The organism is Opitutus sp. ER46 (assembly GCF_003054705.1).
GTDB lineage: Bacteria > Verrucomicrobiota > Verrucomicrobiia > Opitutales > Opitutaceae > ER46.
Window position 1 is genome coordinate 80,268 of sequence record NZ_QAYX01000019.1, and the last position, 17,484, is coordinate 97,751.

Below are 17,484 nucleotides of genomic sequence, written 5' to 3' on the forward strand. Positions count from 1 at the left end.
GCGGATTGCCCAACTTCAGCCACCAAGAGCGAACCGAAGTCCATGGCCTCCCCGAAACGCTCCGCCTCCCGCTCCGCCGCCGCGGCGCCTGCCCGCGCCGATTGGGCGCGCGTCCGCCTGTTCGCGATGGATGTCGATGGCGTGCTCACCGACGGGACCGTCCTGATCTCTTCCGACGGCACCGAGGCAAAGTCGTTCTCCATTCTTGATGGCATGGGCCTGCGCCAGCTCGGGCGCGCCGGCGTGGCCGTGGCGTGGATCAGCGGGCGTCCGTCGAAGGCCACCACCCGCCGCGCCCGGGAGCTTGAGATTCCGTTCCTGATGCAGGGCCGCACCGACAAGCTCACCGCGCTGCTCGAATTGGCGGACGAACTCGGGCTCAAGGCGGCGAACTGCGCCTACATGGGCGATGATGTGATTGACGCGCCCGCGATCGCGTGGGCCGGTGTCGGCATTGCCCCTCCCGGCGCGATGCCCGCGGCGCAGGAAGCGGCCACGTATCTCACCCAGCGCCCGGCCGGGCTGGGCGCAGTGCGCGAGGTGTGCGATCACATCCTGACCGCCCGGTTGCCCCGAGTGGGGAACCGCCAGCAGCGCGCACAGACCAACCGGAAATGACGCCACGCCTCCTTCTCCCGGGCCTGGCGGCGCTGGCGAGCGCCGTGGCCTTTGGCGCGACGCCGCCGGCCGCGAGCCCGAAGTCGGCCCCGGCCAACGCTGCCGCGATCGAGGCCGGCCCGGCCGTGGGGTGGACGCTCCCGATTTTCACCGACAAGGAAGGTTACCGACAGCTCACGCTCCGCGGCTCCCTGGCCCGCGTCATCAGCAAGGACCAGATCGACGTCACCGGCTTCAGCGCCGTCGCGTTCAGCGGTGATGCCAGCGAGCGCGTCGAATCCGTCCTCCTGAGCCCGCAGGCCTCCTTCTTTCCCCGCACCAACCGGGCGACCGGCAAGGACACCGTGCGGCTGATCCACGACGACATCGAGGTCCTCGGCCGCGACTGGACCTTCGAGATGATCGGCGGGACCAAAAAGGTTTCCATCGCCCGCGACGTGCGCGTTACCTTCCAAGCCCAATTGAACGACATCCTGAAATGAACCGGTTCCTCCGCGCCTCCGGCCTGTTTATCTCCGCCCTTCTCGCCGGGTCGGTCCTCCGCGCCGCCGACGCCCCGACCACGCCGACCGTCATCGAGGCCGACCGGTCCGACATGGTCAGCACCGAGGTGGAGACCACGTTCACGTTTCGCCAGAACGTGGTGGTGACCGCCACCAACATGAAGCTGATGTGCGACCAGCTCGTCGTCGTCGCCCCGCGCACCGGCGACACCAAGGCCACCTTCGGCACCCAGGAGAAGTTCAAGTCGCTCGTCGCCACCGGCCACGTGCGCATCCTGCAGAACGACCGCGAGGCCACCTGCGAACGCGCCGAGGTGTTCCCCGGCGACGACAAGGTCGTCCTCACCGGCAACCCGCGCATCCGCACGCTTGATGGCTCCTACGTCGCCGATGGCCCCGTGATGGAACTCCACCGCGGCGAACGTCGCGCGTCCATCCAGGGCCACACCCGCATCACGCTCCCGCCGCTGAAGGACCTCGGCTACGACAAGGCGCCCGAGAAGAAGAAGGCCGCCGACACCAACAACGCCGGGAAGGCGCCGACGCCGCAGAAATGAGCCAGCCCGTCGTCTCGGAAATCCACACCTCGGACCTGGTCAAAACCTTTGGCCAGCGCACCGTCGTGAACGGCGTGAACCTCACGTTCCGCGCCGGCGAGATTGTCGGGCTCCTCGGGCCCAACGGCGCCGGCAAGACCACGACGTTCTACATGATCGTCGGCCTGATCGGCGCCACCGCCGGCCGCGTCGCGCTCGACGGCCAGGACATCACGCCGCTGCGGATGCACGAGCGCGCCCGCCGCGGCATCGGCTACCTGCCGCAGGAGGCCTCCGTCTTCCGCAAGCTCACGGTCGAGGAGAACATCCTCGCGATCGTCGAGGCCATCGGCGTGCCGAAGCGCGAGCGCCGCGCCCGCGTCGAGGCCCACCTTTCGGAGCTCCACCTCACGCACGTCACCCGCCAGAAGGCCTACACGCTCTCCGGCGGCGAACGGCGCCGGCTGGAGATCGCCCGCGCCCTGGTCGCCCAGCCGAAGTTCCTCCTCATGGATGAGCCCTTCGCGGCGATCGACCCCATCTCCGTCGCCGAGGTGCAGAAGATGATCCTCCAGCTGAAGTCCCGCGGCATCGGCGTCGTCGTCACCGACCACAACGTCCGCGAGACGCTCCGCATCGTCGACCGCGCCTACCTCATTCACCAGGGCAAGGTGCTCACCGAGGGCACCGGCGACTTCCTCATCCGCGACGAACAAGCCCGGAAGTTCTACCTCGGCGAAAGCTTCAACCTCTAGGCCGCCCGCCCGCCCCTCTTCGCTCCCCGCGCGCGCCACCGCTTCGTGGCGGCTTCGAACCCCTGCCGAAACCCATGCAAAAATCGATCCACGGCATCACGGTCGCCCACTTCTTCGAATCGTATAAGGAAAAGCTGAAGCTCGAGCTGGTGACCGGCGAGCCGGGCATGCACCGGCTCATCCACGAGGGCAGCATCAACCGTCCCGCCCTCGCGCTCACCGGGTTCTTCAAATATTTCGCGAACAAGCGCATCCAGGTCCTCGGCGCCGCCGAGATGACCTACATGAAGACGCTCACGCAGCAGCAGCAGGTCCAGATTCTCGACCAGATGGTTCGCCGTGGCATCCCCTGCATCGTCCTCACGCGGAATTACAATCCGACGCATCCGATGCTCGCCGTCGCCGCCGAGATGAAGCTGCCGATCATGCGCACGCCCATGATCACGATGAACTGGATCAACCTGGCGACGCTCGCGATCGACAACGAGTTCGCTCCGGCCGGCACCGAGCACGCCACCACCCTCGATATCAAGGGCGTCGGCGTCATGCTCCGCGGCGACTCCGGCGTCGGCAAAAGCGAGTGCGCCCTGGCCCTCATCGAGCGCGGCCACTCGCTCGTCTCGGACGACCTCACCGTCATCAAGCTGCTCGACGAGCGTGAGCTCATGGCCTCGAGCCGCCCGCTCAATCGCGGCTACATGGAGTGCCGCGGCATCGGCATCATCAACGTCAGCGAAATGTTCGGCATCAAATCGGTCCGCCTCGAGAAGCGCATCGACATGGTGGTGTCGCTGAAGGAATGGACGCCCGACGTCGTCGAAGAGCGCACCGGCCTCGAGGAGAATTTCTACGAGATCCTCGGCATCAAGCTGCCGCACATCGAGCTCTACGTCCGCCCCGGCCGCGACATCGCCCGCCTCGTCGAGGTCGCCGCGCTTACCCTCGCGTTGAAGAAGATGGGCCACGATCCGGCGCGCGATTTCAACGACCGCCTGATCGCGTTCATGACCACCCAGGCCAACGCACCCGCGCCGACCAAGATCAAACCGGTCGACCGCGAGGAGCGCTCGCCGGGTTGAGTTTTTGTTTGGCGTCGCCCCCGGCCCCGGCCGACACTTCGTCTTCATGTCCAACCTCCCCGCGCGCGTGGACGGCCGTCAGCCGTCCCAACTCCGGCCCATCCATTTTGAGCCCAACATCGCGCCCAACGCCACCGGCTCCGTGCTGGCTTCGTTCGGCAACACCCGCGTGATCTGCGCGGTGATGGTCGAGCCCAACGTCCCGCTCTGGATGAAGCAGCAGAAGGTCCCGGGCGGCTGGCTGACCGCGGAATACTCGATGCTCCCTTACTCGACGCTCGACCGGAAGCAGCGCGACAGCACGCGCGGCAAGATCGACGGCCGCACGATCGAGATCCAGCGCCTCATCGGCCGCTCGCTCCGCGCCGTCATCGACCTCCAGAAGCTGGGCCAGAACACGCTCTGGATCGACTGCGACGTCCTGCAGGCCGACGGCGGGACGCGCACCGCCTCGATCACGGGCGCCTACCTGGCGGCCCGTCTCGCCATCCAGAAGCTGCTCGACGAAAAGCGGCTCGCCGAAAACCCGATCTCCGATTCCGTCGCCGCGGTCAGCGTCGGCCTGTGCGGCGGACGCGAACTGCTCGACCTGAATTACATCGAGGACAAGGACGCCGAGGTTGACTTCAACATCGTCATGACCGGCCGCGGCCAGTTCGTCGAAGTCCAGGGCAGCGGCGAGGAATCCACCTTCTCCCAGACCCAGCTCGACGCCCTCGTCGCCCTCGCCCAGAAGGGCATCAAGGATCTCGGGGCCATGCAGACTGCGTTCCTGACGAAGCAGTTGCTCGGCAACCTCAAGCTGTAAGGTCCCCGCCACCGCGTCGCCGCGCCGCGTGAACCCGGGCGCGGCGGGCGGGTCGCCGGGCACTCCCGACTGCCGCGGTTGTCCGGGGGGAAGGCCCGGCACATTTGACGTAGCTTTCCGGGCCGACCATCGTCTCCCAACCCATGTCCACCGTTCCCCGTATCCTTTGCTCGGTCGCGGTTTGCCTCGTGGCGGCCAGCTTCGCCTCGGCTCAAGCGCCCCAGGAGTCGCCCTTCAACCAGAGCAAGGGGACGCGCGCCGTGGCGAGCGTCGAGGGACTCGAGTTCGCCGGCGTGACCACGGTGGGCAAGAAGGCGATGATCAACCTGTACGACACGCAACAGCGCCGCAGCTTCTGGGTCGCGACCGGCGCCACCGCGGGAGGCGTCACCGTCCTCAGGTATGATGAGGCTCACAACCAGGTGGTTGTCCGCCACAACGGCGTGGAGAAGACCCTCGCCTTGCGCAGCGCGGCCGTGGCCGCGGCGCCGGCCACAGGGGCCCCAGTAGGCGCCGCGGCGCTTCCTGCGCCGCAGGCTCCCGCCACCGCACTGCCGCCTCCGCCGCCGGTCAGCCAGCTTTCCCAGGCCCGCCAGGAGGAGGAGGCGCGCATGCTCGTGAGCGACCTGCTCGAGATCGGCATGGCCCAGCGCCGCGCCTACGAGGAGGCCCGCCGCAAGGCCGCCGCCGGTCAGTCGACGGAGACGTCCTCAACCGCCGGGGCGACTCCGACGGCCACGGCCAACGCCCCGATTCCCGTCGCGCCCGCCCCCGGCCAGCCTGCCGCCCCGGCTCCGACCGGCACCCCTTCGGGTGGCTGAGCGCTGAGCCGCCGCCACGCCGCGTGCCGGGTGCTCGCGCGCGTCGCAAACCGTCGCATCGCCTCCCGCGATCGCTCGGAGGGCGCCCTCGTTCGCCGGCAAAAACACCCTTTCCGCTCCCGCGAAAACTCCCATTGTCCCCCCAATGCGCATCCTCATCACCGGCGTTTGTGGTTTCGTCGGCAGTACCCTGGCCCGCGCATTCGTTGAATCCGGCCGCGGTCACCAACTCGTCGGCCTCGACAACTTCATCCGTCCCGGCAGCGAGGCGAACCGCGAAGAGCTGAAGCGGCTCGGCGTCAGACTGCTCCACGCCGATCTCCGCGCCGCCAGCGATCTCGAGTCCACCCCGCCCGTCGACTGGGTCATCGACGCCGCGGCCAACCCGAGCGTGCTCGCCGGCGTCGACGGGCGCACGAGTTCGCGCCAGCTCGTCGAGCACAACCTCGTCGGCACGGTGAACATGCTTGAGTTCTGCAAGGCGCACCGCGCGGGGTTCGTCCTCCTCAGCACCAGCCGCGTCTACGCCATCGCGCCGCTCGCGAACCTCCCGATCGAGGCGCAGGGCGGCGCGTTTCGGCCGCGCCCCGGCGCCGCCCTGCCGCCGGGTGTGTCCGCCGAGGGGGTCAGCGAGGGATTCTCCACCCAGGCCCCCATTTCGCTCTACGGCGCAACCAAGCTTGCCAGCGAGGCGCTCGCCCTCGAATACGGCGAGACCTTCGGGCTGCCGGTCTTCATCAACCGCTGCGGCGTCCTCGCCGGCGCCGGCCAGTTTGGCCGCCCGGACCAGGGCATTTTCGCCTACTGGATCAACAGCTGGCTCCAGCGCCGCCCGCTCCGCTACATCGGCTTCGGCGGCACCGGTCACCAGGTGCGCGACTGCCTGCACCCGCGCGACTTGCTGCCCGTCCTGGATCAACAGCTCGCCGCGCCGAAACTCGCGGCCGCCGACCGCATCGCCAATTTCTCCGGCGGCATCGCGTCCGCCACGTCCCTGCGGCAGCTCAGCGATTGGTGCGCCGCCCACCTCGGTCCGCACACCGTCGGTGCCGACGCCACCCCGCGCGTTTTCGACATTCCGTGGATGGTCCTCGACTCCGCCAAGGCCCGCCAGCTCTGGAAATGGCAGCCGGCGACACCCACGGCCGCCATCCTCGACGAGATTGCCGCCCATGCCCGCCAGCACCCCGGCTGGCTCGATCTTTCCGCACCGCTCTGATCCGCATGTCCGCCGCGCCCCTGCTCAACCTGTTCTCCGTCGTCATCCCCGCACGCGACGAGGAGGAGTCCCTCCCCGCCACGCTCGGTGACATTCACCGCGCCTTCACCGCCGCGGGCATCCCCCACGAGATCGTCGTGGTGGACGACGGCAGCAAGGACCGCACCTGGGCCGTGCTGCAGGACCTGAAAAAAACGATCCCCACCCTCGCGCCCGTCCGCAACACGGGCGAAAACGGCTTCGGCCGCGCCGTCGTCTTCGGCCTCGACCACAGCCAGGGGGATGCCGTCGTGATCATGATGGCCGACGCCTCCGACGACCCCGCGGACGCCGTCAAATACTGGCGATTGCTCAACGAGGGCTACGACTGCGCCTTCGGCAGCCGCTTCGTCCCGGGCGGGCGCGTGATCGATTACCCGCGGGTGAAGCTGTTCGTGAACCGGCTCGCCAACTTTCTGGTGCGCGTCGGCTTTCACATTCCGCTCAACGACACGACCAACGCCTTCAAGGCCTATCGGCGCACCGTGATCGATGGCTGCCGCCCCTACCTGGCCCCGCATTTCAACCTCACCGTCGAGATCCCGCTCAAGGCGATCGTCCGCGGCTACTCCTTCACCGTCACTCCGATCTCCTGGCGCAACCGCAAGTACGGCGTCGCGAAGTTGAAGATCAAGGAGATGGGCAGCCGGTACTTCTTCATCTGCGCCTACGTGTGGCTCGAGAAGTACTTCAGCCGCGGCGATTACCGGCGCAAGGCCGTCGCCGCCCCGCTGCCTCCGACCACCGCCGTCCGTTGAGCGTCGGCGCGAGTAGCGCGGTGCTCGCCCGTGGGCGCGGCTCAGAATGCCCTTGTTCCGGGCACGCCCGCCAGTTGACTCGATGCTTTCCCTTTTCCGCTCCTTCCTTACTCAACGCCTATCCTTTCAATGATCTACCTGCTCGGAGGTTCCGGATACGTCGGCCAGGCCTACCAGGCGCTCCTGCAGCGCAAGGGAATCCCCTTTCGTAATCTCCGCCGCGCGGAGCTCGACTACACCCAGCGCGCGACACTGGTGGAGGCGCTGCGCCGCGACCGGCCGGAGTTTCTGATCAATGCCGCCGGCTACACGGGCAAACCCAACGTCGACGCCTGCGAGCTGCACAAGGCCGAGTGCCTGTTCGGTAACGCCGTCCTCCCGGGCACGATCGCCGAGGCCTGCGCCGAGGCGGGCGTGCCGTGGGGCCATGTTTCCTCTGGCTGCATCTACAGCGGCGCACGGCCCGACGGCTCCGGGTTCACCGAGGAGGACACGCCGAACTTCACGTTCCGCACCAACCACTGCTCCTTCTACAGCGGCACCAAGGCGCTCGGTGAGGAGGTCCTCGCCGGCAAGCCGCAGGTGTACGTCTGGCGGCTGCGGATCCCGTTCAACGCCATCGACAATCCGCGCAACTACCTGACGAAGCTCCTGCGCTACCCGAAGCTGCTTGAGGCCACCAATTCGATTTCGCAGCTCGAGGAGTTCGTCGCCGCCACCTTTGCCTGCTGGGAGAAGCGCATTCCGTTCGGCACGTACAACGTGACCAACCCCGGCGCCATCACCACGCACGAGGTGGTCGAGCTGATTCGCCAAAGCGGCGTCAGCCGCAAGGACTTCGTCTTCTTCAAGAGCGAGGACGAGTTCATGCACGTCGCCGCGAAGACCCCGCGCTCCAACTGCGTGATGGACTCCACCAAGCTCGCCCGCGCCGGCATCTCCCTCACCCCCGTCCGCGATGCCGTTTCCGCCGCCCTCCGCAACTGGCAGGCGACTCCCTGACTAGTTTCCAGACAGGAACCGCGAAAGGCGCGAAACGACGCGAAAATCATGCCCGACCCGCTCCTGTACCGCGAGGAAGCATACCAGATCATCGGTGCGTGTTTCGCGGTCTATCGAGAAAAGGGACACGGCTTCGCAGAGGCGGTGTATCAGGACTCACTGGAGATCGAGCTTGAGCACAGCGCCGTGCCTTACGAAGCCCAGCGCAACTTTCAGATCACCCACCGGGGGCAGCCGCTGCGGCACAGCTTTACTCCCAACCTCGTTTGTTTCGGCAAGATCCTGGTCGAGCTGAAAGCGGTGAGGACGCTGGCCGATGAACACCGAGCCCAGGTGCTCAACTACCTCAAGGTCGCAAAGCTGCAGCTTGCCCTGCTGGTGAACTTCGGGGCATACCCTCAACTTCAGTGGGAGCGTCTCGTGCTCACCCACCCCTGATTTTCGCGTCCTTTCGCGCCTTTCGCGGTTTCCCCTCTTCAACATGCAACTTCTCGTCACCGGTGGATGTGGGTTTATTGGGTCGAACTTCATTCGTCAGCGGTTGCTCGAACGCGGGTCCGCGGTCACGCGGATCGTCAACCTCGACGCGCTGACGTACGCCGGCAACCCCGCCAACCTGGCGGATCTCGCGTCGGATCCGCGGTACGTCTTCGCCCACGGCAGCATCGGCGACACCGAGCTCGTCAGCCGGCTCCTCGCCGAGCACCAGATCGACGCCGTCGTGAACTTCGCGGCCGAGTCGCACGTCGATCGCTCCATCGATTCGCCCGAACCGTTCGTCCAGACCAACGTCGTCGGCACGCTGCGCCTCCTGAATGCCACGCGGCTCTACTGGACCAAGCTGCCCACCGCCAAGAAGGACGCGTTCCGCTTCCTGCACGTCTCGACCGACGAGGTCTACGGCACGCTGGGGCCCAAGGATCCGGCCTTCACCGAGGAGACGCCGTTCGCGCCCAACTCGCCGTACGCGGCGTCCAAGGCCGCAAGCGATCACCTGGTCCGCTCGTACCAGCACACGTTTCACCTGCCGACGCTGACGACGAACTGCTCGAACAACTACGGGCCGTACCACTTTCCCGAGAAGCTGATCCCGCTGATGATCCTCAACGCCCTCGAGGGCAAACCGCTGCCGGTGTACGGCGATGGCCAGCAGATCCGCGACTGGCTCTACGTCGAGGACCACGCCGCCGCCATCTGGCTCGTGCTGCGCCAGGGCCGCGTGGGCGAGACCTACAACATCGGCGGGCTCAACGAGCAGCCGAACATCGAGATCGTGCAGCGCATCTGCGCGCTGCTCGACCGCAAGTCCCCGCGCGCCGACGGCCAGAGCTACACCACCCAGATCACGCACGTGGCCGACCGCCCCGGCCACGACCGCCGCTATTCGATCGATTGCGCGAAGCTCCAGCGCGAGCTCGGCTGGGCCCCGAAAGAATCCTTCGCCAGCGGCATCGAGAAAACCGTCGACTGGTACCTGAATCACCGCGCCTGGGCCGCGGAGATCACCGCGCGTTCCTACGCCCGCGAGCGCCTTGGCGTCGCCTGATCGGCTGCGCCGATGCGCGGTGATCTGTAAGGCCTAAGGTGTAAGGTTTCGGACCAAGATTACCCATGGCATACCGGTCATTTGAGGAATTGGAGGTCTGGCAGTTGGCGCGGAGACTCGCGACGGACGTCTATCGCGAGTTGGCGGCGTGCCGCGATTTCGGGTTCCGGGACCAGATCACTCGGGCCGCGTGCTCTATCTCTAGCAATATCGCCGAGGGTTCAGAGCGGCTGCACGCATCTGAGTTTGTTCAGTTCCTCGGGTACGCAAAGGGCTCGGCGGGCGAGACCCGCAACCAGCTCTATCTCGCCGCCGACCTCGGCTATATGAATCCCGACCGCGCCGAGGCGCTGCGCGCGGACGTACGGAGGATCGGCGCGAAGCTTTACGCGCTGATCCGCAGCCTCCAGGGTTCCTGAGTTCGCCCCCTGCCGTCCCTCCGGTTCGGACCTAAAACTCTACACCTTAATCCTTACCCATTCCGCGACCCTCCAGCTTCGCTATGCTATCCGATCCCGCGACCACCTCTCAGCCTACCTCCCCCAGCACCGCCCCGCGTCGCGGAATCATCCTCGCCGGCGGCTCGGGCACGCGCCTGTACCCGCTGACGATCGCCGTGAGCAAGCAGCTGATGCCGGTGTACGACAAACCAATGGTGTACTACCCGCTGTCGGTCCTGATGCTCGCCGGCATCCGCGAGGTGCTCGTCATCTCCACGCCGCAGGATCTGCCACTGTTCGAGCGCCTGCTGGGCACCGGCGAAAATCTCGGCCTCAAGCTGAGCTACGCCGCGCAGCCCAAGCCCGAGGGACTCGCCCAGGCGTTTCACATCGCCGAGGAGGTCGGCTTCCTGAAGCACGAGCCCGCGGCGCTCGTGCTGGGTGACAATCTCTTCTACGGCCACGACCTCGTGAAGTCGCTCGGCCACGCGGCGGCGCGGCAGGAGGGGGCGACAATCTTCGGTTACCACGTCGCCGATCCCAAGAGCTACGGCGTCGTCGAGTTCGCGCCGGACGGCCGCGTGCTCTCGCTCGAGGAGAAGCCGGCGCAACCGAAATCCAACTACGCCATCCCCGGCATCTATTTCTACGACCGCGACGTCGTGGCGTTCTCCCGCCGGCTGAAGCCCTCGAAGCGCGGCGAGCTCGAGATCACCGACCTCAACCGCCTCTACCTCGAAGCCGGCCGGCTGCACGTCGAGATCCTCGGGCGCGGCACGGCGTGGCTCGACACCGGGACGCACGAGTCGCTGCTCGATGCGGGCCAGTTCGTGAGCGTCATCGAGAGCCGCCAGGGCCTGAAGATCGCGTGCCTTGAGGAGATCGCCTGGCGGCAGGGCTGGATCGATCGCGCCACGCTTGACGCCAACATCGCCCGCCTCGGCAAATCCAGCTACGGCGCCTACCTCCGCCGCATCGCAGAGGAGAAGGAATAGCGCGCCGTCCGCGATTCGCGCACTGCCGCCGAGCCACGTCCATGCCACCTCCCGCCTCCCCTGCTGGCGCGGAGCGTGCCCCCGCCCCGGGAGCCACGCTGGACCTGAGCTGCATCGTTCCGCTCTTCAACAATCTGGCGCTCAGCCAGGCGATGGTGGAGAGCCTGCGCGCCACGCTGCCGGCCAGACTCGCGCACGAGATCATCCTCATCGACGACGGCAGCACCGACGGCACTCGCGCCTGGCTGGCCTCGCTCCGTGAACCGCCCTTCCGGATGCTGCTGAACGAGCGCAATCTGGGTTTTGCCGCCACGAACAACCGCGCCGCCACCGAGGCCCGCGGCCGGAACCTCGTCCTGCTCAACAACGACCTGGTGCTGCAACCGCGCTGGCTCGAGCCGATGCTCGCCGCCCAGCATTCCCTCGGCCGCCGCGCCGGCCTCGTGGGCAACGTCCAGGTCGACGCCCGCACCGGTGCCGTCGACCACGCCGGCATCGTTTTCAACCTGAAGGCCAAGCCGGAGCATGACCGTCGCGCGCCGTCGCGCTGGTCGCGTGGGTTCGCGCCGGTCCGTCACGTGCCGGCGGTCACCGCCGCCTGCGTCCTGGTCGACGCCTCGCTGTGGCGCGAGCTCGGCGGCTTCGATACGGGCTACGTCAACGGCGGCGAGGACGTCGACCTCTGCTTCCGCGCACGCGCCGCGGGCCGCCTCAACGCGGTCGCGTTGCGCAGCGTCGTCCGGCACCACGTGAGCGCCTCGCCCGGCCGCAAGCTGCGCGACGAGGCCAACTCCGAGCGGCTCGCCCGCCGGTGGGGCGCCGACTTCGTCGCATGCGCCACCCGCGCATGGTGCCGCGAGTACCTTGCCGCCCGACACGCCGAACCCCGCGCGCGCGACGCCACGTTCGTCCGTCGTGCCTGGCTGCACGCCGTCGGCCTGAGCCGCACCCCGCCCCCCGAGGCAATCGCCTCGCTCAACGCCGCACTCGACCTCGAGTTCGTGCGCTGGCGCGCGCTGCTGGCGCAGATCTCCGCCCCGGAATCCGGCCCGCGATAGCGTCGGGATCTCCGCCGTCCCCTCAACGGGCGCTCGGCGCCGACGTCACGACCTCCCGCTCCACGGCCTGGGGGCGCTGGTTGATCGCCAAAAACATCCGGCCGATGTACTCGCCGATGATGCCGAGGAGCACGAGTTGGGTGCCGGAGAAGATCAGCATGCCGGCCATCAGCCAGCCCCAGCCGTAGCTCGGCCCGCGGTCGTTCCACCACAGCCAGCCGACCACCGCGAGAGCGGCGATGCCGAGGACGGCGACGAGGAAGCCAAGGACCGTCGCCACGCGCAGGGGCGCGACCGAAAAATTGATCCACGCGCTGAGCCAGAGCCGCACCAGCCGCCGCAGGGTGTACGTGCTCGTGCCGGCCTGGCGCACCTCGTGCCGCACCGTCATCGACCCGATCCGCTGCGTCACCTGCAGCAGCAGGCCGTCGATGTAGGGGTACGGGCCCGCGTACTTGATGACCTGCTTCGCCGCGAACGCGCTCACGCACCGGAAGCTCGAGAGGTAAAAGCCGCGCGGCTTGTCCAGCGCCCAGTCGGTGACCCGGTTGGTGAACCAGCTCCCGAGGTTCCGCCAGGCGGCGTGCTGCTTCTCCTCGTAGTGGCCGAACACGACATCCAGCCCCGTGGCCTTCGCGTGCGCCCAAAGCCGCACGGCCTCGGCCGGCGGATTCTGGCCATCGTCGTCAAGATTCACGATGTGGGCACCGCGGGCGTGGCGCCAGCCGGTGAGCACCGCGTTGTGCTCGCCGAAATTCCGTGCGTGCTCGACCAGCGTGATTGGCACCCGCGCGTCGCGGACCAGCTCGCGGCACACCGTGCTTGTCGCGTCGGTGCTACCGTCGTTCACGAGGATGATCTCGTGCCCGCCTTCGACTTCGAGCGCCTCGATCTGCGCCACCACCTCCCGGATGGTTTCGGCGCTGAAGTAGAGGGGAACGACGAAGCTGAGAGCGGGGGTGGGCATCCGGGGGAGGCTCAGAGATGGCTCATCCCGTCCGAATTCGGAAGCCGGAAAATGGCCGCGGCGGCGCAACCGATTGGCGGACACGCCGCGCGCACGGCCCGGGCCGCTCAGAGATAGTGCCGGAGTTCGCGGCGATAGTACGCCAGGGTCCGGGCGAGAGCGGTGCGCAGGTCGGTCCGCGGCTTCCATCCGAGCACGCGACCGATCAGGCGGTCGTCCGCGTAGTAGTCGCCGATATCGATCTTGCGCCGGTCGCGAGGGAACTCGCGCACGACGTACACGCCGCCGCCATTCGCCGTGACGATGAGCTGGGCGAGCGCCTCGAGCGTGACTGGCGGCGGCCCGCCGAGATTGAACACGCGGCCCTCTGCCTTCGGGTTCGCCGCGGCCAACAGGAACGCCTCCACCGCGTCATCGACGTAGGTGAAGTCGCGCAACTGCTCCCCGCCCCACACCTCGATCGGCTCGCCCTCGAGCAGCCGCCGGATCCACACGCCGACGAAGGTCTGGCGCGCATCCTTGATGCGCATGCGCGGACCGATCGTGTTCGTCAGCCGCAATGCCGTCGCCCGGATGCCGTGCACGCGCGAATACAGGAGGTGAAACGACTCCCCCGCGATCTTGTTGATGCCGTTCACGTCGACGGGCCGCAGTGGGTGCTCCTCGTCGACCGGCAGGTAATCAGGACGGCCGTAGATCTGCCGTGTGCTGGCGAAGACGATCCGGATCTGCGGATTATGGAGCCGGCACGCCTCGAGAATCGCCAGTTGCGCCCGGCAGTTGATGTCCAGGTCGGTCTGCGGGTCGGTCATCGAGTCCATGTGGCTCGTCTGCCCCGCGAGGTTGAAAAGATAGTCCTGCCCGGCGACGAGCTTCGGCAGTTTCGGCCAGTCGCGCACGTCGGCCACGTGCACCTGGATCCGGCCGGCCACGCCGTCGAGGTTGCGCCGGTTGCCGCCGTACTCGGGCACGAGGCTGTCGACGACGCTCACCTCAGCGCCCAACGCCACGAGGCGCCGCGCAAGGTTCGAACCGATGAACCCCAATCCACCGGTGATGAGGACTCGTTTGCCGGCGTACGCACGGCGGAAGTTCAGAGGGGCTGGCATCCGGGCTCGAGGAAACAGTCCCCGGCCCCTGTGCGCCAACCCGAAAAATTAGGCGGCCACCCGGCAGCCTGCGCGAGCGGGCAGTTTGACCGCCCCCGCGGCAACCGCGGCGGCGCACGTTCAGCGCGCCGGCTCCAGCACGAGCGCAAACACGCACACGCCGAGCGCGCGGTCATCCGCCGGCGCGACCGCCGCCCCACCCGCGGCCCGCGTCCGCAGGACCAGGACCGATTCGCCCGGAGGCACCGTGACCGCCGGCAGTGGCACGCGTCCGCGTTCGCCCGGCACGCGCACGAAGGTTGGCCCCGGCCCTCCGGCGAGCGCCACGCCGAGGTCGACGGCGCCTTCGCCGCGCCCGTCGAGTTCGAGGCGCAGGGCGACGGGATGCGACTGCGGATTCTGCACCCGCAAGGTCGCCTCCGGCGCCGTCCAACGCCACCGCTCCCCGCCCGGCAGCGTCTCCAAGGCATGCCAACCCCGCTCCGGCAACACGCGCACGAAGCCCGGCGCGCGAGTGTCGGTGAGCCAGTAGTGCGGCGTCACCCGGCGCGCCGCGGCTGGCCCGGGCTGGACCCGCACCACCTCGGAGGAAAGGTCCCACTCGCCGCGCAAGGACGTGTTGAGCCGGCCTTCGTAGGTGTGCGTGAGAAAGTACTGCGGCTTTTGCAGGAGAAACGCGTTCGCCCAGAGCCGTGACCACATGTCGGGGATCAGCAGGTTGACCGACGCCACGTCGGGCATCGCCTCGATCCGGCGGAGCTGCCGGAGTTCGCCGTCCACGCGCAGCGGCGCGCGCCAGAGGTGGTAAACCGACATCGCGCATCCAACGAGGTTGAGCGTCACAACGACGCCGGCGAAGGAGGCAACGGCGATCCAGTCGAAGAGCCGCATGCTCCAACGCAGCGTGATCCACCAGCAGAAGCCGCAGAGCAGCAGCGGATAGAAGACGGTGAAGAGCTTGAAGGCGTCGTAGCTCGCGTTGGTCCCGCGCAGCACGCCGCGGACTTCCAGGAAAGCGTACCCGAGCAGGACCGGGAGCGTCGTGGCCAGGACGAGCCAGACGCGCCAGCGCCGCTCGCGCAGCGACCGCGCGACTCCCCAGCTCAGCGCCGTGATCACCGCCACGCCCAGCAGCCAGCGCACGCCAAACCAAGGCCACGGCAGGAGGCTGCCGCCGCGCACCATGCCGAGCCAGCCTTCCGGGCCGAGCGCTGGAATCCGCCACCCAAAGTCGTACGTCTGGAAAAGCAGGAACCGCTCCACGAGACCGCTGACCCGGCCCCAAAAGACCAGCCCGCAGGCCAGGAGCGGCGCGAGCATGATCACCGCCCAGCGCGCCAGCCGCGCCCAGCACCCCTGCCGCAAGGTCCACCCGCCGGCGTAGGCCACCGCAGGCACCAGCGCGACGAGCAGGATGAAATTGTAGCTCCCGAGCAGGAGGGCGTACGCCACCGCGAGCACTCCGGCCAGCGCCCACCCCGTCCGCCAGGTCAGCCGACCGTTCCACAGCGCAAAGCCCGCCCAACTGAGCAAGGCGATGCCGATGGCCGCCAACTGCGGCGCGGGCGAGACGTGCGCCACCGAGTACCACGTGATCGGGCTGATCCCGTACAGCCCGGCGATGACCAGGCTCGCCACCCCGCTGTACCGGAACATCGCCCGCGCGACCCAGAACACCACCGGCACCGTGCCCGCCAGCACGACCAGCGTCAGCACGCCGACGATCTCATGCGGCCCGCAGTCAAGGATGGTGCCGTTCAACGCCATCAGCGCCGAGGGCGTGAAGTGGTTCAACCGCAGCCAGAAGTCGGCAAAGTTGTCGGCCGACATCACGCGCACGACTTCCGTGAGGCCCAGAAACCCGGCGCGGTCGCCGCGCGCGAACTCCTGGAACACCCGCGCGCCGGCCGCGTAGTCCGCCGCATCGCAACTCCCCAGCGAGATCGTCGTCAGCCCCCGCGCGCCGAACCCGAGCGGCAGCAGCAGGAGCAGGAGCACGCCGAGGGTGATCAGGTACACGAGCCCGAAGCGCGTGACGTCGACCCGCGCGCGCCGAATCCCGAGCCGCCGCAGTCCAAGCCCGAGCAAAAACGCTGGCAGGATCTCCGCCGGCCACGCATAGCTGTTCGTCCCCGGGAGTCCGGCATAGGCGCCAAGCCAGACGACGAGCGACTGCAGCGCGAGGCCCGCCGGGATCACCAGCATGGGCCAGAAGCGATCCCAGCGCCGGGGCATCAACAGCATGGCCGCACCCAGTCCCCAGAAACAGACGTGGAACAGGAGCGCGACGGCAACGGCGAGAAACATCATGGACGCAGCGCCGAAACGTTTGCCGGGTCCGCCCGCAACGCCAGTGCATTCTCTAATCCAACCACACCGCCGGAGTTCTCCCCGCCGTGGCGAGGCACGGCCGTTTCCAGCCGAGGCGGGGCCGGATCCTCACTCAAAGCGCCGGCTTCTCCGCCACGGCGAGCACCGAAACCCCGAACGGGAGCCGGCCCACCCGCCGCAGCCAGACGCGTTCCATGGCCATCGCCACATCAAAGGCCCGCTCCACCGGTGCGGGATAAAGCTGCACGTCGCTGCCCGCCCGCGGCGGCGGCAGGAGTTTGCGGCGCACCACCACCAGCGGAAACGGCACGGTGTTCCAGTAGGTCGCGCGGGGTGCCGCGAACCCGGCGTCCTGCAGTTGCCGCAACACCTGCGCGCGGTGATAGCGCCGCCGCGAATGCACCGCGACGTCGTGGTACGACCAGAGCCAGGCATAGGCCGGGACGTTCACGATCACGCGCCCACCCGGACGCAGGACGCGGAAGAACTCCCGCAACGCGGCATTGTCGTCGTCGACGTGATACAGCACGTCGGCCGACACCACCGCGTCAAAACTCGCGTCAGCCCACGGCAGCGCCGTCACCGACGCCAGCGCCAGCTCAAAACCAAGCCCCGCCTCGCGCAGCCGAGCCTGCGCCAGGTCACGCGCCAGCGGGGAAAGATCGACGCCCTTCCAGCCCCAGCGCGGATGCCGCGCCGCCAGCCGCCGGATCAATCCGCCGGTGCCGCAGCCAGCATCGAGCACGTTCAGCTCCTCGCCGGCGCGCGCGCCGGCCAACTCGCGCTCCACGTGCGCATGCAGCGCCCGGAAGTACCACATGCGGTCTTCAACGTCGGCCAGTTTGCGGTACTCGCTCGGGTCCATGAATCAGCAACGGGGCGGCAGCCTACGACGCCGAG

19 protein-coding genes are annotated in these 17,484 nt (G+C 68.1%); 15 read left to right on the forward strand and 4 right to left on the reverse strand.

All coding sequences use genetic code 11. From position 1 onward, the window contains the following. Positions 1-42: 42 nt before the first annotated feature. The 15 genes from DB354_RS05370 (at position 43) to DB354_RS05440 (ending at position 12,177) form a co-directional block, all read left to right on the forward strand. Positions 43-618 carry an HAD-IIIA family hydrolase gene (locus DB354_RS05370; protein ID WP_107834417.1) on the forward strand — a complete coding sequence of 192 codons (576 nt, stop codon included), beginning with the start codon at positions 43-45 and terminating at the stop codon, positions 616-618. Beyond that, entirely contained in the window at positions 615-1,100 is a 486-nt protein-coding gene (locus tag DB354_RS05375; RefSeq protein WP_107834418.1) for a hypothetical protein, read from the forward strand. Before DB354_RS05370 ends, DB354_RS05375 begins: the two co-directional genes overlap by 4 nt. Continuing rightward, on the forward strand, positions 1,097-1,678 hold the full coding sequence (locus tag DB354_RS05380; RefSeq protein ID WP_107834419.1) for an LptA/OstA family protein: 582 nt from the start codon (positions 1,097-1,099) through the stop codon (positions 1,676-1,678). The genes DB354_RS05375 and DB354_RS05380 overlap by 4 nt, the downstream gene beginning before the upstream one ends. Next, entirely contained in the window at positions 1,675-2,412 is a 738-nt protein-coding gene (gene lptB / locus DB354_RS05385; protein WP_107834420.1) for an LPS export ABC transporter ATP-binding protein, read from the forward strand. Before DB354_RS05380 ends, lptB begins: the two co-directional genes overlap by 4 nt. 74 nt (positions 2,413-2,486) lie before the next feature. Then, positions 2,487-3,491 (forward strand): HPr(Ser) kinase/phosphatase, encoded by a 1,005-nt coding sequence (gene hprK, locus DB354_RS05390; protein WP_107834421.1) that lies wholly within the window; start codon positions 2,487-2,489, stop codon positions 3,489-3,491. 46 nt (positions 3,492-3,537) lie between these two features. Continuing rightward, entirely contained in the window at positions 3,538-4,299 is a 762-nt protein-coding gene (gene rph / locus DB354_RS05395; RefSeq protein WP_107834422.1) for a ribonuclease PH, read from the forward strand. Positions 4,300-4,442: 143 nt separating this feature from the next. Next, positions 4,443-5,120 (forward strand): hypothetical protein, encoded by a 678-nt coding sequence (locus DB354_RS05400; protein ID WP_107834423.1) that lies wholly within the window; start codon positions 4,443-4,445, stop codon positions 5,118-5,120. Positions 5,121-5,265: 145 nt separating this feature from the next. After that, positions 5,266-6,339, forward strand: a complete 1,074-nt coding sequence (locus tag DB354_RS05405) for an NAD-dependent epimerase/dehydratase family protein (protein WP_107834424.1) — start codon at positions 5,266-5,268, stop codon at positions 6,337-6,339. 5 nt (positions 6,340-6,344) lie between these two features. Then, entirely contained in the window at positions 6,345-7,136 is a 792-nt protein-coding gene (locus tag DB354_RS05410; RefSeq protein WP_107834425.1) for a glycosyltransferase family 2 protein, read from the forward strand. Positions 7,137-7,265: 129 nt separating this feature from the next. Then, complete coding sequence (locus DB354_RS05415) at positions 7,266-8,138, forward strand: sugar nucleotide-binding protein (protein WP_107834426.1); 873 nt, start codon at positions 7,266-7,268, stop codon at positions 8,136-8,138. Between the two features lie 48 nt (positions 8,139-8,186). Beyond that, complete coding sequence (locus DB354_RS05420; RefSeq protein WP_107834427.1) at positions 8,187-8,576, forward strand: GxxExxY protein; 390 nt, start codon at positions 8,187-8,189, stop codon at positions 8,574-8,576. Positions 8,577-8,619: 43 nt separating this feature from the next. Then, the gene (gene rfbB, locus DB354_RS05425) at positions 8,620-9,684 is read left to right on the forward strand and encodes a dTDP-glucose 4,6-dehydratase (protein WP_107834428.1); all 1,065 of its coding nucleotides are present in this window, start codon (positions 8,620-8,622) and stop codon (positions 9,682-9,684) included. Between the two features lie 65 nt (positions 9,685-9,749). Beyond that, entirely contained in the window at positions 9,750-10,103 is a 354-nt protein-coding gene (locus DB354_RS05430) for a four helix bundle protein (RefSeq protein WP_107834429.1), read from the forward strand. 83 nt (positions 10,104-10,186) lie between these two features. Further along, complete coding sequence (gene rfbA / locus DB354_RS05435; protein WP_107834430.1) at positions 10,187-11,119, forward strand: glucose-1-phosphate thymidylyltransferase RfbA; 933 nt, start codon at positions 10,187-10,189, stop codon at positions 11,117-11,119. Between the two features lie 41 nt (positions 11,120-11,160). Next, on the forward strand, positions 11,161-12,177 hold the full coding sequence (locus tag DB354_RS05440) for a glycosyltransferase (protein ID WP_107834431.1): 1,017 nt from the start codon (positions 11,161-11,163) through the stop codon (positions 12,175-12,177). Between the two features lie 22 nt (positions 12,178-12,199). Here the strand turns inward: DB354_RS05440 and DB354_RS05445 are convergent, their stop codons facing one another. From DB354_RS05445 to DB354_RS05460, 4 genes are all read right to left on the reverse strand, one after another. Then, complete coding sequence (locus DB354_RS05445; protein WP_107834432.1) at positions 12,200-13,144, reverse strand: glycosyltransferase; 945 nt, start codon at positions 13,142-13,144, stop codon at positions 12,200-12,202. Between the two features lie 107 nt (positions 13,145-13,251). Beyond that, positions 13,252-14,253, reverse strand: a complete 1,002-nt coding sequence (locus tag DB354_RS05450) for an NAD-dependent epimerase/dehydratase family protein (RefSeq protein ID WP_107834433.1) — start codon at positions 14,251-14,253, stop codon at positions 13,252-13,254. Between the two features lie 120 nt (positions 14,254-14,373). Continuing rightward, complete coding sequence (locus DB354_RS05455; RefSeq protein ID WP_107834434.1) at positions 14,374-16,563, reverse strand: hypothetical protein; 2,190 nt, start codon at positions 16,561-16,563, stop codon at positions 14,374-14,376. Positions 16,564-16,696: 133 nt separating this feature from the next. Further along, the gene (locus tag DB354_RS05460) at positions 16,697-17,449 is read right to left on the reverse strand and encodes a class I SAM-dependent methyltransferase (RefSeq protein ID WP_107834435.1); all 753 of its coding nucleotides are present in this window, start codon (positions 17,447-17,449) and stop codon (positions 16,697-16,699) included. Positions 17,450-17,484 lie beyond the last annotated feature (35 nt).